General features: G+C 68.1%; 15 protein-coding genes. 8 read left to right on the top strand and 7 right to left on the bottom strand.

All coding sequences use genetic code 11. The features are described 5' to 3' along the window. Positions 1–16 precede the first annotated feature (16 nt). From ACGFH6_RS27400 to ACGFH6_RS27390, 3 genes are read left to right on the top strand one after another with little or no spacing between them, the layout of a single operon-like run. Entirely contained in the window at positions 17–958 is a 942-nt protein-coding gene (locus ACGFH6_RS27400; protein ID WP_393389463.1) for a sucrase ferredoxin, read from the top strand. Then, the gene (locus ACGFH6_RS27395; protein ID WP_393389460.1) at positions 955–1,452 is read left to right on the top strand and encodes a beta-class carbonic anhydrase; all 498 of its coding nucleotides are present in this window, start codon (positions 955–957) and stop codon (positions 1,450–1,452) included. The genes ACGFH6_RS27400 and ACGFH6_RS27395 overlap by 4 nt, the downstream gene beginning before the upstream one ends. Continuing rightward, the gene (locus ACGFH6_RS27390) at positions 1,452–3,500 is read left to right on the top strand and encodes a beta-L-arabinofuranosidase domain-containing protein (RefSeq protein ID WP_393389457.1); all 2,049 of its coding nucleotides are present in this window, start codon (positions 1,452–1,454) and stop codon (positions 3,498–3,500) included. The genes ACGFH6_RS27395 and ACGFH6_RS27390 overlap by 1 nt, the downstream gene beginning before the upstream one ends. Here the strand turns inward: ACGFH6_RS27390 and ACGFH6_RS27385 are convergent. Beyond that, entirely contained in the window at positions 3,497–3,793 is a 297-nt protein-coding gene (locus ACGFH6_RS27385) for a hypothetical protein (protein ID WP_393389454.1), read from the bottom strand. The genes ACGFH6_RS27390 and ACGFH6_RS27385 overlap by 4 nt on opposite strands. A 60-nt stretch (positions 3,794–3,853) precedes the next feature. On the opposite strand from ACGFH6_RS27385, the gene ACGFH6_RS27380 reads away from it, so the two are divergent. Genes ACGFH6_RS27380 through ACGFH6_RS27370 form a run of 3 tightly spaced genes read left to right on the top strand, consistent with a single transcriptional unit; the run spans position 3,854 to position 5,717 of the window. Continuing rightward, positions 3,854–4,483, top strand: a complete 630-nt coding sequence (locus tag ACGFH6_RS27380) for a TetR/AcrR family transcriptional regulator (protein ID WP_393389452.1) — start codon at positions 3,854–3,856, stop codon at positions 4,481–4,483. Further along, positions 4,480–5,100 (top strand): hypothetical protein, encoded by a 621-nt coding sequence (locus ACGFH6_RS27375; RefSeq protein ID WP_393389449.1) that lies wholly within the window; start codon positions 4,480–4,482, stop codon positions 5,098–5,100. The genes ACGFH6_RS27380 and ACGFH6_RS27375 overlap by 4 nt, the downstream gene beginning before the upstream one ends. Positions 5,101–5,102: 2 nt before the next feature. Continuing rightward, positions 5,103–5,717 carry a hypothetical protein gene (locus tag ACGFH6_RS27370; protein WP_393389446.1) on the top strand — a complete coding sequence of 205 codons (615 nt, stop codon included), beginning with the start codon at positions 5,103–5,105 and terminating at the stop codon, positions 5,715–5,717. Here the strand turns inward: ACGFH6_RS27370 and ACGFH6_RS27365 are convergent. After that, on the bottom strand, positions 5,710–6,543 hold the full coding sequence (locus tag ACGFH6_RS27365; RefSeq protein ID WP_393389443.1) for a carbonic anhydrase: 834 nt from the start codon (positions 6,541–6,543) through the stop codon (positions 5,710–5,712). The two genes, ACGFH6_RS27370 and ACGFH6_RS27365, sit on opposite strands and share 8 nt — an antisense overlap. A gap of 135 nt (positions 6,544–6,678) precedes the next feature. On the opposite strand from ACGFH6_RS27365, the gene ACGFH6_RS27360 reads away from it, so the two are divergent. Further along, on the top strand, positions 6,679–7,974 hold the full coding sequence (locus ACGFH6_RS27360; protein ID WP_393389440.1) for a hypothetical protein: 1,296 nt from the start codon (positions 6,679–6,681) through the stop codon (positions 7,972–7,974). Positions 7,975–8,198: 224 nt separating this feature from the next. Next, the gene (locus ACGFH6_RS27355; protein ID WP_393389437.1) at positions 8,199–12,278 is read left to right on the top strand and encodes a BTAD domain-containing putative transcriptional regulator; all 4,080 of its coding nucleotides are present in this window, start codon (positions 8,199–8,201) and stop codon (positions 12,276–12,278) included. Here ACGFH6_RS27355 and ACGFH6_RS27350 read toward each other — a convergent pair. The 5 genes from ACGFH6_RS27350 to ACGFH6_RS27330 are packed head-to-tail and all read right to left on the bottom strand — an operon-like array spanning position 12,275 to position 20,027. Then, complete coding sequence (locus tag ACGFH6_RS27350; protein ID WP_393389435.1) at positions 12,275–13,576, bottom strand: Gfo/Idh/MocA family oxidoreductase; 1,302 nt, start codon at positions 13,574–13,576, stop codon at positions 12,275–12,277. The two genes, ACGFH6_RS27355 and ACGFH6_RS27350, sit on opposite strands and share 4 nt — an antisense overlap. 11 nt (positions 13,577–13,587) lie before the next feature. Beyond that, on the bottom strand, positions 13,588–14,418 hold the full coding sequence (locus ACGFH6_RS27345; RefSeq protein WP_393389432.1) for a carbohydrate ABC transporter permease: 831 nt from the start codon (positions 14,416–14,418) through the stop codon (positions 13,588–13,590). Then, complete coding sequence (locus ACGFH6_RS27340; RefSeq protein ID WP_393389429.1) at positions 14,415–15,407, bottom strand: carbohydrate ABC transporter permease; 993 nt, start codon at positions 15,405–15,407, stop codon at positions 14,415–14,417. Before ACGFH6_RS27340 ends, ACGFH6_RS27345 begins: the two co-directional genes overlap by 4 nt. Further along, the gene (locus ACGFH6_RS27335; protein ID WP_393389426.1) at positions 15,407–16,888 is read right to left on the bottom strand and encodes an extracellular solute-binding protein; all 1,482 of its coding nucleotides are present in this window, start codon (positions 16,886–16,888) and stop codon (positions 15,407–15,409) included. The genes ACGFH6_RS27340 and ACGFH6_RS27335 overlap by 1 nt, the downstream gene beginning before the upstream one ends. A gap of 4 nt (positions 16,889–16,892) precedes the next feature. Continuing rightward, the gene (locus ACGFH6_RS27330; RefSeq protein ID WP_393389423.1) at positions 16,893–20,027 is read right to left on the bottom strand and encodes an endo-1,4-beta-xylanase; all 3,135 of its coding nucleotides are present in this window, start codon (positions 20,025–20,027) and stop codon (positions 16,893–16,895) included. Positions 20,028–20,092 lie beyond the last annotated feature (65 nt).

Genomic DNA, 20,092 nt, shown 5'->3' with positions numbered 1-20,092 from the left:
CGCGTACCGTGATCACGTGACTGTTCGACCCGACGCGACCGGAATGCCCGGCTTGTGCTCGACGTTCTGCCGGGAGTTGCGCGAGCCGCTCGCCGGTACGGCGGTCGTCGCGAGCGGCTGGGTCGTCGTCGAGCAGCCGGGTCCGTGGGGTGCGAAGGCACCGACGCACAGTCACCTCGATCCCGAGTTCGGTGGGAAGTTCGACGACGCCTGCAAGAAGGCGGACGTCAGGTTCGGCCTGATCCGCGCTCCCGGCCGGCACTCGGACTTTCCCGAACGGTCCCACCAGGTGTACGTCGCCTCGACGATGCCCGGGCGGAGTTGGTTGCTCGGCGGCCTGGTCGACGATCCGGACGAGCTGCGGACGCTGGACCTGGATGCGGTTGCCCGCGGCGATCGGGATGCGGTCGTTGCCTCGCTGCCCGGGCTGAGCCTGGTCGACCATCCGGTGATGCTGGTCTGCACGAATGGCAGGCGTGACGAGTGCTGCGCGCTGCTCGGACGGCCGCTGGTGAACGCACTGTCCGCCGCCGCGCCGGGCCGGGTCTGGGAGGCGAACCACCTGGGCGGCCACCGCTTCGCGCCGACCGCAACCGTGCTCCCCGCGGGCACCATGCACGGACACCTCACCGCCGAGGCCGCCGTCACCGTGCTCGCGGCCGCGGATCGCGGCGAGACCGTCCTGACCGGACTGCGTGGCCGGTCGACCTGGACCAAGCACGGTCAGGCCGCGGAGATCGCCGTACGCCGTCTGATCGGCGAAGTCTCACTGGATGCCCTCAGAGTCGCGGGCGAAGACCCTGAAGCCGTGACGGTGTGGCATCGCGACGGCCGGTCCTGGACTGTTCCGGTGACCAGCGTCGCCGCCGATCCACCCCGTCCGGAGTCCTGCGGAAAGGAGCCGTTCGCGATGTCGATCCTGCAAGCCGGAACCCCTGTGCCAGGTGAGGCCCGATGAACACCGGGTTCGAGGACCTGCTGGCCGCCAACGCCGAGTACGCCGCCGACTTCCACTACGGCGGCTTCGACGGTCTGGCCCACGCCGGCATCGGCGTCGTCACGTGCATGGACTCGCGGATCCCACCGCTGGAGATGCTCGGGCTGAAGCCGGGCGACGCGAAGGTCCTGCGCAGCGCCGGTGGCCGGGTCACCGAGATCACCATGACCGGGCTGGTGCTCGGCGTCCAGTTGCTCGGCGTCCGCCGGATCATGGTCATCCCGCACACCCGCTGCGCGATGGCCGCGATGTCCGAGGACGACCTGCGCGCCCAGGTGGAGAAGGCTGCCGGCAAGCCGGCCGGCTACCTGCCGATCAACGTCATCCCCGACCAGCTCGAGGCGCTCCGCCGCGACGTCGCCGCCGTCCGTGAGCACCCGCTCATCGGCGAGGACATCCTGGTCGGCGGCTTCATGTACGACGTCGACACCGGCCGCCTCACCCAGATCGACTGATGCCGGGGCTGACCGGGCCCGCGCTCCGGCCGTTGCCGCTGGCAACCCTCCGCCCACAGGGGTGGTTGCTGGAACGGCTGCGACTGCAGGCGGACGGGATGGCCGGGCATCTGGACGAATTCTGGCCGGACGTGGCCCGCAGTGGCTGGATCGGCGGCGATGCGGAGGGTTGGGAGCGCGGTCCGTACTGGCTCGACGGGATCGTCGGCGTCGCCTACCTGCTGGACGATGACCGCTTGAAGGCGAAGGTGCGGCGCTGGGTGGACTACATCCTCGAGCACCAGCACGAGGACGGGTGGTTCGGTCCGCGCAGCGGCGAGGCGACGTACGCCGATCACGACAGTTGGCCGCGGATCATTGTGCTCAAGGCGCTGCTGCAGCACCTCGACGCGACGGGTGATCCGCGCGTTGTCCCGGCTGCGCTGAGGTTCCTTCGCCTGCTCGACGGGATGCTGGACGAGTGGCCGCTGCGGGAGTGGGCGCGGTCTCGGTGGACCGACGTCGTGTGGGTGATCAACCAGCTCCACGACCTGACTGGTGAGGACTGGCTGCTGGGGCTGGCCGCGAAGTGCAAGGAGCAGGGGTTCGACTGGTTCGGGTATGCCGATCGGCTGCCGTTCACCGGGAAGGTGCCTGAGGCAACGTTACGTGCGTTCCAGGCGCAGCATGACGGCAACTGGATGAACGACGGCCACCTGTCGTCCCACGGCGTCAACGTCGCCATGGGCCTGAAGGCGATGCCGGTGTGGCAACGTCATGACACGTCGGTCGACCAGCAGGCGCGGCTGCTTCACCTGATCGCTCAGCTGGACGCCTGCCACGGCCAGGCGAACGGACTCTTCAGCTGCGACGAACACCTGGCCGGCCGTCATCCGAGCCAGGGCACCGAGACCTGCACAGTCGTCGAGTACCTCGCCTCGCTCGAGGTCGCACTCGAATCCTTCGGTCCGGTCGAGCCGCTCGCCGACCGCCTCGAACGGCTCGCCTTCAACGCGCTGCCCGCCAGTACGACGCCCGACGAGTGGACCCATCAGTACGTCCAGCAGGCCAACCAGGTGATCTGCCACGTCACCGACGATCGCATCTACACGAACAACGGCCCGGACGCGAACGTCTTCGGCCTCGAACCCCACTTCGGCTGCTGCACCGCCAACCGCCACCAAGGCTGGCCCCGCTTCACCTCCCACCTCTGGATGCGCTCACCTGACGGCGCCTTCACCGCCCTCTCCTACGCCCCCTGCTCCTTCGAGTCCGACGGCCTGACGGTCTCCGTAGTCGGCGCCTACCCCTTCTCCGACGACATCGAAATCACCACCCGAGGCACCGGCCGACTCCACCTCCGAATCCCCACCTGGGCAACCAACCCCACCCTGACCATCGCCACCCCCACCAACCCCAACCCAGCCCCCCACCACGCGACCGACCCCACCCCCACCCAGGACACGGCCGGACCCACCCGCGATTCCGCCCAGCACGCGACTGGGACCACCCCCGGATCCGCCCATGAGGCGGCTGCACTTGTCCCTGGATCCGTGCATGAGGTCGAGGTGTCGGGCGATCAGACCCTGCGTCTGCATCTCGGCGCGAACGTCCAGGCAGTACCTCGCTCGGGTGGAGCGATCACCCTGGAGCGCGGTCCCCTGGTGTTCTCACTCCCCATCGGCGAAGACTGGCGCCAGATCGGCGGCGAAGAACCCCACGCCACCTGGGAGATCCACCCCACCACCGCCTGGAACTACGCGATCGACCCCGAGCACACCCACCTCTTCCGGAAACCGATCAGTTCCAACCCGTTCTCCCCCACCACCGCCCCACTCCACCTCCAAGTCCAGGCCCACCAAATCCCCTGGCCCCTAGAACACGGCGCCGCAGCAGCACCCCCACCCACCCACACCCGCCACCAGACCGCACAGGCCGAGACCACTCCGGACCCGGTCACGCCGGGTTCCGCCGGCCTGCGCAGCTCGGTTGGGTTGGAGGTGGAGGAGCTCACCTTCATTCCTTATGGGTGTACGACGCTTCGGGTGACCGAGTTGCCGGCGGTCTAGCGCTCCTCGATCAGTTCGATCTCGTCCACGGCCGACGTGCCCTCGCGGACCAGCGCGAAGGCTGCCTTCGTCTCCGCCAGGGTGGGCGCGAGCTCGCGCGCGGCCTTCAGGTCGTCGGCCGACTCCCAGCGCCACACGCCGGCCCACTGGTTCTCCCCGACCCGGCCGAGACGTGCCTCCGTCAGCCCCGGGATCGACGCCCGGACCGCATCGACCAGCGCATTGTGCCGGTCCAGCACCTCCCCCGCGTCCTCCGTCACAGCTTCGAACTTCGTGATCGCGATCAGCGACATGACTAGTGCCCTTCTCTAGAGTTGCCTTATAGCGAACGAATCTAGAGATAGACTCTAGTCATGACCGTTGTCAAGCGACCGAGCAAGCGGACCGAGAAAGCGCAGGAGACCCGCCGCCGGATCATCCAGGCCGCGACAGAGCTCTTCGTCGCCGACGGATACGGCGCGACCAACCTGCAGGACGTGGCCGACCGGGCCGGTGTCGCGGTTCAGACGATCTACTTCGTCTTCGGCAACAAGCGGGCTTTGCTGAAGGAACTGGTCGACGTCACGATCGCCGGCGACACCGAGCCGGTCGCGACCATGGAGCGCCCCTGGTTCACCGACGCGGTCGCGATGCGCACGGCCCCGGACATGCTGGCTGAATACGTCCCCGGCTCCAGCGCCGTCCTCGCCCGGGTCGCACCGATCATGCGCGTCCTCGAGTCCGCCGTCGCGAACGATCCGGAGGTCTCCGCCCTCTGGCCACCCGACGAGGACCTGCGGTACGTCGTACAACGCGCGGCCGCGGAGGCTCTCGTCACCAAGTCGGGCCGCAGGAGAGGCCTGACTGTCGACGAGGCCGCTGATCTGCTCTACGGCATCCTCAGCCCTGAGCTCTACTTGCTCTTCGTCCGCGACCGCGGCTGGTTCCACGACCGCTGGGTGAAATGGGCCACCCAGACCCTCCGGACCCAGCTCTGCGCGTGACGACCGACGTCAGCGGACCTCTCGCATCCACCGCCACCAGAGCCCGACGCTGGACCGAAGCCGCCCTCCTGCTGCTCGGCGCGATCGGCCTGATCTGCCTCGTGTATCCGACCTTCGTTCTCCTGGAGTACCTGCCACAGGTCGATCCCCGGCTGGCCGGGCACGGGAACGTCTATGCGGCCAGACCGCCAGAGATCGACTCCCGGTGGATCATCAACGCCCTGATCTCCGCGCTGCTGCTGATCCTCGTCGCGGGCCTGCCCGTTCGCCGCCCGACCGGCTCTGGTTCGCTCGCGGGTGCAGTTGCCCAGGGCATCGGTGGGCTCGCTGTCGGCTTCTGGGCGCTCGCGGGCACAGCGATCCTGAACCTGTTCAACCCTCCCGACGAGGCCTGCACCTATGCATCCTGCTGGCCGATGTACGAACAGATCGCCGCCACTCTCGCGCCGGGTGTGCTGACCGCGATCACGATGATCGTGATGGCTCTGCTCGTCAACCGACTGGCGTGGTGGATCCGTGCGCTCGTCCCGGTGGTGGTGTGGCTCGGTACCGTACTGATCCAGCACTGGGCCTGGACCTTGTACCTGCTGGACATCTTCCAGGGCCCGCCCAGGTGAGCGTGCCCGCCGAAGTCAGCGCGGCAGAACCGACTGCCACTCGCGCACGTCGCTGGAGCGAAGCTGCTCTTCTGCTGCTCGGCGCGATCGGACTGGTGGTCCTCGTGTATCCCACCTTCGTCCTCATAGACGCGCTCCCGCAGGTCGATCCCTCCCAACTCGGGCACGGAGTCACCTACTCGGGTTCAGGCATCGATCACCGGTGGATCGCGCAGGCGTTGCTCTCCGCACTCCTCCTGATGCTCGTCACCGGACTCCCCGTCGGCCGCCTGGCCGGGCGCGGTTCGCTCCCAGGCGCAGTTGCCCAGGTCATCGGGGGCCTGGCCGTCGCCTTCTGGGCTCTGGCCGGCACCGCGCTCACCAGCATGTACTTCTGGGGCCCGGACGATCGCTGCACGTACACCTCCTGCTGGCCACTGCACCAACAGATCGCCGCGAACCTCGCACCAGGCGTGCTGACCGCGATCGTGATGATCGTGATGGCTCTGCTCGTCAACCGGCTGGCGTGGTGGATTCGCGCACTGGTCCCGGCCGCAGTGTGGGTCACCGTGCTCGTCGTCCAGCACGCCGTCTGGACGCGCTACCTGCTGCCGCTCTTCCAGGCGCCGCCTACCTGACGGTGACCTTTCCGGTGTCGAGTTCGTAGTACGCGCCGACGAGTTTGACCTTGCCGGACTTCTCCAGCGGACCGATCACGGGCGACTGGCGCAGCCTCGCCAGCACCAGGTCGACGTTCGCGTGGACGGCGTTCGTCAGGCGGTCGCCCGCCTTCCCGGCGACCTGACGGACAGCCGGCGCCAGGGTATCGACGATGTACCCCAGCTCGCCGGCTTCCGCAGTTCGCCGGCGCGAGTCCAGCGCCTTGATCGTCGCGTCGAGCGCACCACAGCGCTGATGGCCCAGGACGACGAGAAGGGGAGTGTGCAGTTCCGCGACCCCGAATTCCACGCTGCCGGTGACGGAGTGGTCGAGCGCCTCGCCCGCACTGCGTACGACGACCAGATCGCCGAGCCCTTGATCGAAGACGAGCTCGATCGGGACCCGCGAGTCGACGCACCCGAGCACGGTCGCGAACGGATGCTGCGCCTTGCTCACCGCGACCCTGCGCGCGATTCCCTCGTCGAGATCCTCGTCCCGCTCAGCCACGAAGCGGGCATTGCCGTCCAGCAGCCGCTGCAGCGCTTGGTTGCCATCAACAACTGGCAAAGGCGGCGAGGGTGCCGGACCCGTTGCCGGGGGCACCGTCCCGCCGGGGATCTGCTCGGCGGCAGGCGTCACCTCAGGCGCGGCGTCGTCCGCGCAGCCGGTGAAGACCGCGCCGGCAGCTCCGGCCGCGAGCAGACCCAGCATCCGGCGACGCGACGGCCGACTCCGCGACGGCGTACCGGCGGATGGCGTGCTGGCGGACGGCGTGCGCAAGGACAGATGGGGCGGTGTGTTCAACGGAGAGCTCCTCACAGGAGTGCGGCGTGGGGCGACGCCGCCTGTTCCGAAGGTAGCTGATTGCATACAGTCTGCAATACCCGCGACATGTTCGGATCTCTCGGTTCCCGGGCCGAAATCTGATAGATACCCCTTATGAGACTCCGCCCCAGCTCATTCTCCCGATCCCTGCTCGTCGGCGCCGTGGCCCTGACCACCGTCCTGTCCGGCGCGCCCATCGTGCACGCGGCGCCGGTCGTCACCGGTTGCCTCGACCAGTCCGTCACCGGCAGCGTCGAGGAACAACGCCTGGACAACGGCGTCGCCGGCGGTCCGTCGGTCCCGGCCCAGATCCTGCAGCGATCCGGCTTCGACCATCAGGTCGCGCTCTTCACCCGCCTGCTCTGCACGACGCCGAACTCGCGGGCCGCCGCGATCCTCGTCCACGCACAGGGCGAGGCTCTCTGGCGTACGGCGACCCACCGTGCCCAGCACCCGGTCACCGGCACTGACGCACTGCCGGCCACCGACGACCGCGGCCTGTACTGGGCCCGCCTCTCGATGGCCCTGGCCCTCCGCCAGTGGCAACCCCGCTTCGGCCTCGGTACGACGGAACGCGCCGACTTGATCCGATCGCTCGAGTACACCTCACGCGGCATCACCAGTAGCCGCTTCTCCCCCGGCGTACGGAAGATCCTGGTCACCGGCTTCGATCCGTTCACGCTCAACGCGGACATCCGGATCGGCAACCCGTCCGGAGCGAACGCACTGACGCTGGACGGGCAGCGCTGGACGATCAACGGCACGACCTACCAGATCCAGACCGTGATGTTCCCGGTCCGCTACACAGACTTCGACGAGAACATGGTCGAGAACGCCCTCGCCCCGCACTATCGCCCCGGCCCGCAGCGCGCGGACCTGGTGATGACGGCCAGCCAGGGCCGGGTCGGCATCTTCGACCTCGAGGTCTACAACGGCCGGCGCCGGTCGGTCAGCTCGATCGGTGACAACAACAACCTCTGGGGTGGCGGCACCATCAACGCCCCGGTCGTCTCCCCCAGCATGCCGGCCGGCCCGGAGTGGCTGACCTCGAGCCTCCCGCTGGCACGGATGGCGCAGGCCGATGTCACACCGTTCCGGACCCGTGTGAACACCTCGGTGCTGGAGATCCCGGCCGGGCAGACCGCGCCGGTGCGGCAGCCGCTGGGCCCGACACCCGGCTCGATCGCGTCGGAAGGCACCGGTGGCGGCTACCTGTCGAACGAGGTTGCCTACCGCAACACTCTCCAGCGCGACCTGCTCGACCCGTCGATGCCCGCCGGTCACCTGCATGTCCCGGTGCTGTCGTTCGACCCGGCCAACAAGACCGAGATCACCGACCCGACGTACGAGACGAACCGCGAGGACATCGTCCGCGGCGCCCAGGCCGTACTCCGTCAAGCCCTGCGTTAGGACTCAGAGAGGCCGTGCTGGTCGCGGCGGCGTAGAACGATCAGCGTGACGCCGAGCGCGACCGCGCCCAGGGAGATACCACCCAGTGCGCCCAGCGCGACGGAGTTGGTGTCGAGAGCAGTCGCTCGATCAACCGAAACGAGCGGCGCCGGGGCAGGGGGTCGGCGTATCCCGGCGGTAGCGCCGCCATTGACGGGGCCCCGGCCGGGCACGAGAGTCGAGAGGTGGGTATCGACGTACTCGGTCCGCTCACGGTCGAGGGCGATCAGAAGGTTCTCGGGCGACGTGATCGGATCGTGGTCGCAGCGCTGGCCGTCCACCCCGGGGAGGTCGTCAGCGCAGAGCAGCTGGCCGACGTGCTGTGGCGCGAGCGGCCGCCGCCGTCATGGCAGAAGGTCGTCCAGGGATGCGTGGTCCGGCTCCGCAAGGTCCTCGGCACGCACGCGATCGAGACGCAGCCGCTCGGGTACCGGCTCGCCGTACCACTCGACGAGATCGACGCTCAGCGCTTCGATCGTGCCGTGGTCCGAGCGCGGGCCTTGCTCGCGTCGTACGAACCCGAGCGATCGGCGATGGTCCTCGCCGAGGCTCTCACGTTGTGGCGTGGCCGGCCCCTCACCGAGGTGGGCGGCTGGGACACCGCCCGCATCGAGGCGTCGCGACTGATCGAGTTGCGGCACACGGCCGACGAGTTGTACGTCGAGTCGGCGCTGCGATCCGGCCGGCACGAGCAGGTCCTCGCCGAGGCACAGGCCTTGGTGGCCGAGGAGCCGTTGCGCGAACGACGCTGGATCCTGCTCGCCACCGCGCAGTACCAGTCCGGCCGGCAAGGTGAAGCTTTGCGGACGATCCGTCGCTCGAAGGCGGTCGTGGGCTCCACTGCGGAGGTGGACGCACTCGAGCAAGCGATCCTGCGCGAGGACTCGTCGCTCGTCGCGGAGAGCATCCTGCCTCAGCCGAGCCCAGATTGCCCGTATCCGGGGCTCAAGCCGTACGACGTCGACGACGCGGACTCCTTCTTCGGTCGTGACGCCGACATCGCGGCCGGCCTGCGCAGACTCGCCGACGAATCGGTGCTGGCCGTCGCCGGACCCTCCGGCTGCGGCAAGTCCTCGCTGATCCGCGCCGGCGTCGCCGCCACGTTGCGCCGAGACGGCCGGCAGGTCGTGGTGATGACACCGGGGCCGCATCCGGTCGCAGCGCTCGCAGCGGCCCTGTCCGGTACGACGGCGCCGGTACTCCTCGTGGACCAGTTCGAGGAGGTGTTCTCGCTGTGCCAGGACAAGGCCGAGCGTGTCGCCTTTCTGACCGCGCTGGTAGCCCATGAGGCACCACTGATCATCTCGATCCGCACTGACCGCCTGGCCGATGTCTCGGAGTCTCCGACCTTCGCGCGACTGGTCGAGCGCGGCCTCTACCTGCTGCCGGCCATGACACCGGACAACCTGAGGGCGGCGATCGAGGAACCCGCCCGGTTGGCATCGCTGGTCGTCGAACCGGGCCTGGTCGACCTGCTCGTCAACGAGATCGCGGACCAGCCGGGCGCGTTGCCACTGATGTCGCACGCCTTGCGCGAGACCTGGCAACGTCGCGAGGGACGCACTCTCACGGTCGCCGGTTACAACGCCTCCGGCGGCATCCGGAGTGCGGTCGCGCAAACCGCCGAAGCGGTCCACGAGCGGCTCTCACCGGAGCAACGCACGGTCCTGCACGGCCTGTTGCTGCGCCTGGTCGCGCCGGGACCGGAGGGTGAACCGACCCGCAGCCGCTTGCCGCGTCGCCTGGTCGTGACGCGTCCCGAGGACGACCAGATGATCGACCTGCTGGTCGCTTCGCGGCTGCTCACCAGTGACGCCGGAGTCGTCGAGATCGCCCACGAGTCTCTGGTCCGGGCCTGGCCCCGGCTCCGCGGCTGGCTCGAGGACGACCTGGAAGGCCAGCGCATCCTGCATCATCTCGCGGTCGCCGCCGACTCCTGGAACGACCTCGACCGGCCCGGCAGTGAGCTCTATCGTGGCGTGCGCCTGGCCAAGGCGCTGGACTGGCGTGAGCGTACGACGCCCGCGCTGACTGCGACCGAGGAAGACTTCCTTGCCGCGAGCAAACGACTATCCGAGACCGAACTCCGCGCGGCCGAGACCAGAGCCCGGCTCCAGTCGAGGGCCAACCGCCGCCTCCGCGCCGCCCTCGCCACCGCGGCCGTCCTTCTGGTCGGCGCTCTCATCGCCGGCTTCGTCGCCGTACGCCAGGCAGGACGCGCCGAAGTCGCCGCCGACCAGGAACTGGCCCGCCAGGTAGGTGCTCGCGCGCTGGTGACCGAGGACATCAGCCCGTCCCTCCTGCTGGCCGCCCAAGGCGTCCGCTTCGACGACTCCCCCGACACCCGGGCGAACCTGGTGGCCGCGATCAACCGGCATCCGTCCCTGATCCGATCGATCTCCGCACCGCTGGGCCGGACCGAGAACGTCGACATCTCCCCGGACGGCACGCGGATCGTCTCCGGCGACAGCCGTGCCACCTTCCAGCTGTACGACGCAGCGTCGGGCCGGGTGCTCGACTCGCACACGTTGTCTCCGGTCGCCGACGACGCGCTCGTCTCCACCCGCCCCCGGTTCAGTCCCGACGGCAGCCTGATCGCAGTGATCGCGGTGGACAACTACATGAACCCGATCGACCCCGCCTGGCCGATCCGCATGCTGAACGCCGACACGCTCGAACCTGTGGACCCGCAGCCCGTCTTTCCACGCACCGGACGACCTCAGCTGAACAATCTCGCGTTCAGCGAGAACGGCAGCCATCTCGTCGCCGGAGCACGCGATCCGAACAGCGACGCGGCGTTCGCTCTCGTCTGGGAAGTCGGTGCGCTCGATCGACCGCCCCGACGGGTCAATCTCAGCTCGGGGCCGCAGCGAGCAGCCCTCAGCCCAGACGGCCGGACGGTCTACCGGTCCTGGCCGCTCACCGCGTTCGACGTGACCACCGGCCGGGAGAAGTGGCAGCGCCCCGACCTCAAGGGCGATCCCGTGCTCACTCCGAGCGTCGGTCCGCCCGTCGTGGAGACCTCCAGGAACGGTGAGCTGCTCGCCTATCTGCCTCCCGGCCCGGTCCGCACCGAGCGGACGACGACAACGGTCGTCGATGCGCGCACCGGGAAGACCGTCTGGGTGCTGCGGACTTCCAACGACCCACCGCGTGACGCAGCCTTCTCGGCCGACGGCAAGCTGTTGGCCACCGCTCACTACGGGGGCGAGGTCGTCATCTGGGACCTGGCCACGGGACAGGCGACGCAACGCCTGCGTACCGCGGAGGTGTCGTGGGGAGTCGCGCTCAGTCCGGACGGGCGGACTCTGTACACGGCCGGCGACGCAGGCATGCTGCGTGCCTACGATCTCGGCGGGCAGCAGCGATACCTGCCTTGGACCCAGGCCGTGCCACCCCGCCGCTACACCCAAGTCCTTGCCTCCGACAACGGCCGGCGAACGGCGTACCTGTGGAACGAAGTCGGTACGTCGTGGTTGAGCATCGCGGACTCGACCAGCGGCCGAGTAACTCCACCAACCCGGCTCGGGTTCGAAGTCCAGCAACAGGCCTCCGCACCGGCCTCCTGGCACCCGAACGATCGCCGCCTCGTCGTCCAGGGCGTCGAGTTGACCGCAACCGTTGACGCCGAGTCCGGCAAGATCCTGTCGACACACCGCAAGAACGCCTCGTCGTTCGCCTTCACCGCGTCCTCCCCAGACGGAATGACGACCGTACGCTTCGAGGAGGGCGTGCGGGGTGCCACGATGTCCTGGGCCATCGTCCGATCGGCCACCGGTGAAGTCGTTCGGACAGGCACACTGGCGACCTTGGCCAACTCGGCCGCCTACTCGCCCGACGGCCGTCTCATCGCACTCACAGGGACCGCCGGCGTGTTCACCATCGAGACCGCCTCCGGCGCACTCAAGTCCGCGCCACCCAGCGACCGCAAGGCGGAAGGGGTCTCTGTGCGGTTCTCTGCGGACGGAACGCGCCTCGTCTCCGGCGCGGCGGACGGTACCGTCACCGTCTGGGACGCCCGTACGCTCGACGATCTGCTCACGGTCGCCGTCGGCACAGAAGCCGATCCGATGCCCGTCACCCCGCGCTTCGCCCGAGGTGACGAGGTCATCTCCATCCCGTCGTACGACGGCAAGGTCTACCAATGGAACATCAGTAGCGCCCACACCCTCGCGCAGGCGTGCACGATGGCCGGGCGCAATTTGACGGCTTCCGAATGGAAGCAGACCTTCCCCGACCGCCCCTACCAGCAGACCTGCCCCTAGAGATCGAGTACGTCGCTGGTCCGCACCGGCTGACCTGTCTCGAACGACCGGTTCGCGGCGAGGCCGGTGACCAAGGCCAGCGCCGCCTGGCGGGCGTCGGCAACATCCGCTGCGTGGGTCGGGTCGTCGTCCAGCAACGCGGCGAGGACGCGTGCGTCGGCTCCGCCATGGCCGGCGTGATTGTGGTCGACCGTGTGGTCCTCGGGCGGTGACCACAGCGGCCGTAGGGTGATGCTCGTCCGGCCCGCCGTCGGTGCCGCAAGGTCGCCGTGAACTGCTCCACGGGCCGACGCGACGCGCAGATGCGGCATCGTCCATGTCGACTCTTCGACATTCAGTTCGAGTCGGCCACCCGATCCGTTGAACATCACCCGATAGCCCTCGGCCGGCGAGTACGCGGTCAGGTGGTAGCTCATCGACGCGCCGCTGTCGTAGGACACCAGCAGCGCCATGTCGTCCTCGATCGTGACGCCAGGTGCGAAGACGTTCCGGTCCCGGTAGTACCCGTCCTCGACCTCGGCGTCCAGGTAGAGCTCCTTCAGCGTCGCGTTGTCCGCCAGATGCAAGGCGAACGGATCATCGAGCGCTGCCTCCGATCCATGAGCTCGCGCATACTCCCGCGCGTACCCGTGCTTGTGGTCGGGCCCGTAGAACGCCAACTGGCCTTGGCCGTAGACGATCCGGGGCTCCGCGCCGAGCCACCAGTTGACCAGGTCGAAGTGATGGCTGGCCTTGTGCACCATCAGGCCGCCGGAGTTCGCCTTGTCGCGATGCCAGCGACGGAAGTAGTCCGCGCCGTGCGAGACGTCGAGCAGCCATTCGAAGTGCACCGAGTGGATGTCGCCGATCGCTCCGCCGGCCAACAGCTCACGGACCTTCCGGTGGACGGGATTGAAGCGGTAGTTGTACGCGACCGCCAGCTCGCCGCCGGTCTCGCGGACCGTGTCCAGGATGGACTGCGCCTTGGTCGCGTCGGTGGTCATCGGCTTCTCGCTGATCACCCGGACACCGGCCCGCAGCGCGGCCTCGATATAGCGGTTGTGAGTCGCGTCGACGGTGGTGACCACCAGCAGCTCGATCCGTTCGACCCGGATCATCTCGTCGAACCGGGCCGGCGGCCACTGATGGGCCGGCCGGCGACCGGCGGCCAGCAGCATCCGGTTGTGGAACGCCATCCGCACCGAGTTCGGGTCGCACAGCGCCACGACGTCGTACCCGTCGCGTTTGGCCAGCCCTTCGGTGAACAGCTGGGCACGGTTGCCGGTGCCGACGATCGCGGTCCGTACGGGGGTGGGCATACAGAGTCCTCCTATTGCTTGACCGCGCCGGCCAGGCCGTTGACGAAGAAGCGTTGCAGGAGCAGGAAGAGCAGGATGATCGGCGCCAGCGTGATCACCGTGCCGGCGCACAGCAGCGTCCACTCGGTCGAGTTCTCGCCGATGAACGCGTACATGCCGATCGCCAGCGTCCGCAGTTCCGGCCGCCCGAGGGTGAAGACCAGCGGGATGAAGAAGCTGTTCCAGGCGCTGATCGCGGTGAACAGCCCGACCGTGGCCAGCATCGGGCCGGACAGCGGCAGCATGATCCGGGCGAACGTCTGGTGGAAGTTCGCGCCGTCGACCTGGGCCGCATCCTCGAGCTCGCGGTCGATGGCCATGAAGTAGCCCATGAACAGGAACGTGCCGAAGACCACGCCGCCGGACGCCTGCACGATGATCACCGACCACAGGCTGTTCAGCAGGTGCAGCCGCTGCATCAGGTCGAACACCGGAATGATCGTGTAGCCGTGCGGCAGGAACAGCGTCGCCGACACCAGCCCGAGGCAGAAGCCGCGCCCCGGGAAGCGTGTACGGGCAAGTACGTACCCTGCGGTGGAAGTGACTACTAAAGTGACCACCACCGTCCCGAGGGTGATCACCAAAGTGTTCAGGAAGTACATGCCGAACGACGCCTCGCGCCACGCGTCGAGGTAGTTCGCCCAGAGGAAGTGCGAGGGCATCGGGTTGAGCCCCTCGCTGAAGAAGTCGTCGTCGCCCTTGAGCGAACTGCCCAGCGCCCAGAACAACGGGTACAGCCAGGCCAGACCGCTGACCAGCAAGGCGACATGGGTCATCACCGTGACCACTCGACGGCGCGTCATGACTTGCTCCCTGTTGCCCGGCGCTTCGCGAGTGAGCGCAGTACGACGACTTGCACGACCGAGAAGACGATCAGCAGGACGCCGTAGATGAACGACGCGGCAGAGGCCAGACCGATGTCGGGTTGCACCGCGTTCGCATTACTGCCACCGAAGGCCAGGTGGTAGATGTAGGTGTTCACGACCTCGGTGGAGAAGTACGGCCCACCACTGGTCAGCACCTGGACGAGGTCGAAGATCTGGAACGTCCCGATCACCGCCAGGATCACGATCACCACGCCGACCGCTCGCAGCATCGGGATCGTGATGTACCGGAACGTCGCCAGCGGACCGGCGCCGTCCAGCCGGGCCGCCTCGTACAGCTCGTCCGGGATCGTCTGCAGCCCGGCCAGGAAGTACACGAGGTTGTACCCGAACGTGTGCCAGATCCCGACCAGGATGATGATCGCCAGCGCGAAGTGCGGGTCCCCCAGCCAGTCGACGCGCTGGTCGATCACGTGCAGCTTCAGCAGCAGGTCGTTGATCGAGTCGCCGAAGTTCGACACCAGCAACTGGATGACGACTCCGATCACCGCCGCCGACGTCACCACCGGCAGGAAGAACAGCGTGCGGTAGAACGACGCGAACCGCAGCCGCTTGTTGTTCAGCACCAGCGCGAGCGCCAGCGCCAGGACCAGCTGGATCGGTACGACGAAGGCGGCGTACACGAAGGTGTGGCCGAGGGAGCGCCAGAAGATGCTGTCGTGCACGATCTGCCGGAAGTTGTCCAGCCCGACGAAGTCGGACGGGTCACCGATCCCGTCCCACTTGTAGAACGTGTACCCGAGCGACGCCACGATCGGGTACACCACGAAGCCGAGCAGCAGCACCATCATCGGGGCCAGGTAGACGTACGACCACAGGTACGTCCGGCGTCGCGCCCGCCGCCGTCCGGCCGAGCGGGGCGGCTCGGCCGTGGCGACGTCCTCGCGGACGCTGACGGTGACAGCCATCAGGCGCCCGGTTTGGTGGTGTACGGCTTGGTCAGGTCCCAGTCCGGGAAGGCGAAGTCCTTCAGGCTCGCACCGGTGCCGACCTTCTTCACCGCGTCGGACAGCGCCTGGTTCATCTTGTCCGTCAGCGACGTCAGCGTGCCCTGGACATCCTTCAGCTGCCCGGTCCAGATGCCCGACAGGACATCGTTGATGTCCGGCTTCACCGCGGGCAGTTCGAGCTTGGTCAGCAGCGGATTGCGGATCGTCGGCTGCGGCCCGACCACAGCCGTCCCGGACATGGCGACGTACTGCGCGAAGGGTGCGAACGTGACGCCCTTCGGGTCGTTGTTGTCGGCGTAGACCGAGAGCCCCTGGCCCTGCTCGACCCAGCGCTTGCCGGCGTCCTTGCTGTACAGCCAGTCGAACCACGCCCACGCTTCGTCGGCGTGCTTGGACTTCGACGACACGGCGACGAACTTGCCGCCGGGCGGCCCGTAGAACAACGCCTTCGGGCTACCGTCCGGCGCGGGCAGGGTGACCAGGCTGTAGTCGGTGAACTTGTGCTCGGTCCACTCCGGCTGGTTCCAGACGCCGCCGATCGTCATCCCGAACCGGCCGCGCTCGAAGAACGCCCGGGCCTGCTCGTCCGAGATGCTCATCGAGTTCGGGTAGAACCAGTTCTTGTTCTTCCACTCCAGCAGCAGGTTGATCACGTCGGCGTAGTTCCGGTCGGTGCCGAACGTCCACTGGCCGACCCGGTAGTCCATCCCGTCGATCCCGCCGACGGCGGCACCGCCCGGCGAGCCGGCGCCGCGGACGAACAGATCGAGCCACCAGGCCAGGGTCGTGTTCGTCGAGTTGCCGAACCCGAACGGCGCGACCTTGCCGCCGCTCTTCGACGCGATCGCCTCGGCCGCATGCGTCACGTCGTCCCAGGTCTTGGGCAGCTTCACACTGCCGTCGGACTCGGTGAGTCCGGCGTCCTTGAACACCTTGTGGTGGATGTACAGCTGCAGCGACGGCGCCGGTGCCGCGAACGGCGCGGTGTAGATCTTGCCGTCGAACATGTCGACGCCCTCGACGAAGCTGCTCTGCGGGAACCGGGACTGCCAGTCCTTCGTCGCCCACTTGTCCACGGGCAGCAGCCAGTCCTGCGTCACCTGCTGGCTGAGCTGCGGGCTCTTCGGCACCATCAGGATGTCCGGCGGGTTGTTGCTGCGGTAGGCCAGCGAGACCAGGTCGGCGTACTTGTCGCTGACCTGCGTGGTCTTCTTGACCGCGATCCCCGGATGCGCCTGCTGGAACAGCTTGATCTCGTTGTCCACCCACCCGGCCTGGCTGGCGTACCAGTCCCAGTAGGTGATGGTGGTCTGGGCCTTCGAGCCGGTGCCGCTGCTGTTGTCGTCCGACGAGCAGCCGGCCAGTGCGCCGGCCGCGCCGGCGCCGGCCACAGCGGCTGCGCCCCGGAGCAGGGTCCGTCGTGAGATGCGGGATGACATTGCATTACCTCCGATGAGTACTGGCAGCCGCGCCGCACGCCGGAGACGTGGACGAGGCGGTCTGGGTCAGGGAGCCGAGCCGCCAGGTGAGCGGGCTGCCGTCCCAGGTGACCGCGACGCGACGCGGCCGCTGGAAGGGCAGGAACGAGACGGTCTGGCCGCGGTCGGACGGGCCGGGGCTGAACGAGTTGTCGCTGCCGACCGGAACCGGGATGTAGTAGTTGTTGGCGTTCGAGTAGCCGAAGTAGGCCGTGTAGGTGCTGTCGGCAACGTTGCGTACGACGCAGGCAGCGGTCGGTTGCACGGGGTTGAATGCGGTCTCCGCCGGGCCGGAGGGCGGGTTGGCGACGGTCTTGGCCATCGGCGCGAAGGAGGCGTCGTCGACGAGCAGGTTGCCGGCACCTGTCGTCGTACTGATCCACCACTCGGCCTTGGTCAGCGTCCCGGTCCAGGAGACGTTCGTGTTGGCAGCCGAGATCCGGGTCCACCCGGTCGAGGTGACCGGTGCCGAGCCGAGTCGGATGGTCGTCGATCCGGTCGACGTGGTCAGCTTGAGACTGACCATGGCGGTGTCGGATCCGCTGGCCATCCGGGCCCAGGCAGACGAGTCGTAGAGGCCGCCGTTGGTGACGGCCACGCCTTGTGCCGGGCCGGCCCAGGCCGCTTCACGACCGGTCACCGACAGGTCGCCGCTACCGGAGTGCGGGGTCGTCGACGCGTTCTTGAGGGTGCAGGAGCCGAGGCAGTACCAACCCGTCGTGGCCGACTGGTACTCCAGACTCCCGTTCCCCAGCACCGACGGAGTCGGCAGAGTCGGCGCGATGGCCGGTGGACCCTGAGCGGGTGGCGGGGTGCCGTCCGTCGGCGTGATCGCGAGGTCGTCAAGGGTGCACTGGGCCGAGGTCGGGTTGGGGTTGGACCAGGCGAACACCTGGACCCACTTCGTCCCGGTCGGCGGCGTGAAGGCCGCGAGCTTCTGCGTGTAGGCGCGTTCGTCGGCGTATGTGAGCGCGTACTGGAAGGTCGGCGTACCTGCGCTGGCTCCGCCGCGCACACCGACGTAGCACTGGGTGCCGCCGGCGTTGAGCCTCCCCCACCCGGACAGCAGGTAGCTCGTGCCCGGAGTCAGACCGGTGACGTTCTGCGTCACGCCCGATCCCGGTTCGAGCGACAGGGCGGTGTGTCCGCTGTGTGCGTTCGCCGCCGTACCCGGGCCGGTGCCGAGCGAGGTCCAGCCACGGGTGCCGGTCTCGAAGTCGCCGTCGCCGATCGGGTTCGGCGTGTCGGTCCGGACCGTCGTGGCGATGCCGTCGGCGATGACCTTCACCGAGGCGCCGGCCGTGGTCGGCATCGCGACCTTCACCTGCTTGGATATGCCGTTCACGGTGACCGTCACCAGGTAGTCACCGAGGAACCCGCGGGTGCCGAACGTGCCGGCGGCGGTGGTCTGACCGTTCACGCTGGTGTGCCACTGACGCTTGATCAGGTCTTCCCAGACCAGACCGTTCGGCTTGGGTGACCAGTCGTCGTTGTAGAGCGCGACGCGCGGGTTGTAGATGTTCTTCGACCAGATGCCGAAGTTGCTGATCTGGTTGACGTTCGGGTTCGAGAACATCGCGGTCATGAAGTCGCGGGTGTAGTCCGCCTGCAGTTGCAGGTCGTCGGTGTCCACGTCGAACTCGGTGATGGCGACCTTCACGCCGAGGCCGGCGAACTGGTCCACGATCGTCATCAGGTCGTCCGGCGAGGTCAGCTGCATGCCGTTGAAGTGGCTCTCGAAGCCGACCAGGTCGATCGGCGTACTGGAGGACTTCATCGACTGGACCAGGTCGTAGACGTGGTCGCGGTGCCGCTTCTCCCAGCCGTTGTTCTCGACGATGCCGTAGTCGTTCAGCGCGAGCTCGGCGTTCGGATCGGCCTGGTGGGCGAGCCGGAACCAGGACGCGATCTCGTCCGGCCCGAGGATGTCCTGCACGTTGTGCTCCGAGTACGGCTCGTTCACCACATCCCACTCGTCCACGATCCCGGCCAGGGCTGAGGCTTCGTCGGTGACATGGGTGTTGATCCGCGCCCGGAGGGCGGCCGAATCGTTCTGCAGGTTGACCAGGTCCGGCGGCATCACGCCCCACGACGGCCAGACCAGGTTGTGACCGCGGATCCGGATCCCGTGCTCGCGCATCCACTGCAGCGCGGGCAGGGTGATGGTCTCCCGTTCGGTCGGTGTCTCCCAGTGGTTCCACTTCAGGTTGTTGCCCAGGGCCCCTTGGTTGAAGAGTGTCGACGCCTTGCTCTGGTACTGCTGCAGGTCGTTCCCGCTGATCCCGCCGGACGGATCGCCGATCAGCCGGGCGCCGTCCGATGCGGCGCCGAACTTGAAGGCACTCGTCTGCTGCACCGCCGAGACCGTCGCACCGCTGACCGGATGACCGGTCGGATCGACGACCGAGACGGCCAGGTTTCCCTTGCGGTACTGGTCAATCCGCGCATTGGCCTCGGCGCGCCAGGCGGCGTTCGCGTCGCGGCCCTCGTACGTCGCCTGCGGGTAGCCGGCCGGCGAGCCCGGGCCCCAGTCCTGGACCGAGACGCCGGCGATCTGGAACTTCTGAGCGCCGTACCCGAGCCAGAGGTTCAGGTGTGCGGCGGTCGCGGTGCCCGCGGTGTAGGTGACGGCGGCGCGGAACGGGAACTCGAACTTCTGCCAGTCCGAGCCGTACAGCATCGCCGCGTTCAGCGACTTCTTGAAAGGCGACCCGTCGGTCTCGAACACCACGTGCGCGTTGCCGGTCGTGGCGCCCTGGGTCGGCTCGATCGAGCGTGCCCACAGGGTCGCGACCATCGCGTCTCCCACGGTCACGGTTGCGGCAGTCGGGACGCCGAGGGTGATCTCGTACTCGCCGTCGAGACCCGGGCTCTGCGGTCCGTTCGGGACAGTGATCTCGAGCGCCTTGCTGAAGTTGGGGTTCCCGGTGATCGGGACCTGCTGGGTGGCGTCGGTGGGGAGGCTCTTGAACTCGTTGAAGTTCGCGAGCGGGTCGGTCGGCAGTACCTCGAACGGCGTGGCGTCGGCCTGCGCGACCGGCTGGACGGCCACCCCCGCGACAACGGCCAGGACCACGCCGATGATCACTTTTCTGGACATGCCGATGGTCAGTTTTCTGGACACTCTGGCTCTGGTGAGCGGAAAGGGCCTCATGCTCCGGATTC

Origin of the sequence: Kribbella sp. NPDC049227, assembly GCF_043197265.1 — a bacterium.
Taxonomy (GTDB): Bacteria; Actinomycetota; Actinomycetes; order Propionibacteriales; family Kribbellaceae; genus Kribbella.
This window is presented reverse-complemented; position numbering and strand designations above follow the sequence as displayed.

What these genes read in the sequence shown, in the direction of transcription:
- ACGFH6_RS27380 (WP_393389452.1), top strand. Translation starts at nt 3,854, where the DNA reads ATGACCGTTGTCAAGCGACCGAGCAAGCGGACCGAGAAAGCGCAGGAG.
- ACGFH6_RS27350 (WP_393389435.1), bottom strand. Translation starts at nt 13,576, where the DNA reads ATGCCCACCCCCGTACGGACCGCGATCGTCGGCACCGGCAACCGTGCC.
- ACGFH6_RS27395 (WP_393389460.1), top strand. Translation starts at nt 955, where the DNA reads ATGAACACCGGGTTCGAGGACCTGCTGGCCGCCAACGCCGAGTACGCC.
- ACGFH6_RS27360 (WP_393389440.1), top strand. Translation starts at nt 6,679, where the DNA reads ATGAGACTCCGCCCCAGCTCATTCTCCCGATCCCTGCTCGTCGGCGCC.
- ACGFH6_RS27335 (WP_393389426.1), bottom strand. Translation starts at nt 16,888, where the DNA reads ATGTCATCCCGCATCTCACGACGGACCCTGCTCCGGGGCGCAGCCGCT.
- ACGFH6_RS27385 (WP_393389454.1), bottom strand. Translation starts at nt 3,793, where the DNA reads ATGTCGCTGATCGCGATCACGAAGTTCGAAGCTGTGACGGAGGACGCG.
- ACGFH6_RS27340 (WP_393389429.1), bottom strand. Translation starts at nt 15,407, where the DNA reads ATGGCTGTCACCGTCAGCGTCCGCGAGGACGTCGCCACGGCCGAGCCG.
- ACGFH6_RS27330 (WP_393389423.1), bottom strand. Translation starts at nt 20,027, where the DNA reads ATGTCCAGAAAAGTGATCATCGGCGTGGTCCTGGCCGTTGTCGCGGGG.
- ACGFH6_RS27390 (WP_393389457.1), top strand. Translation starts at nt 1,452, where the DNA reads ATGCCGGGGCTGACCGGGCCCGCGCTCCGGCCGTTGCCGCTGGCAACC.
- ACGFH6_RS27345 (WP_393389432.1), bottom strand. Translation starts at nt 14,418, where the DNA reads ATGACGCGCCGTCGAGTGGTCACGGTGATGACCCATGTCGCCTTGCTG.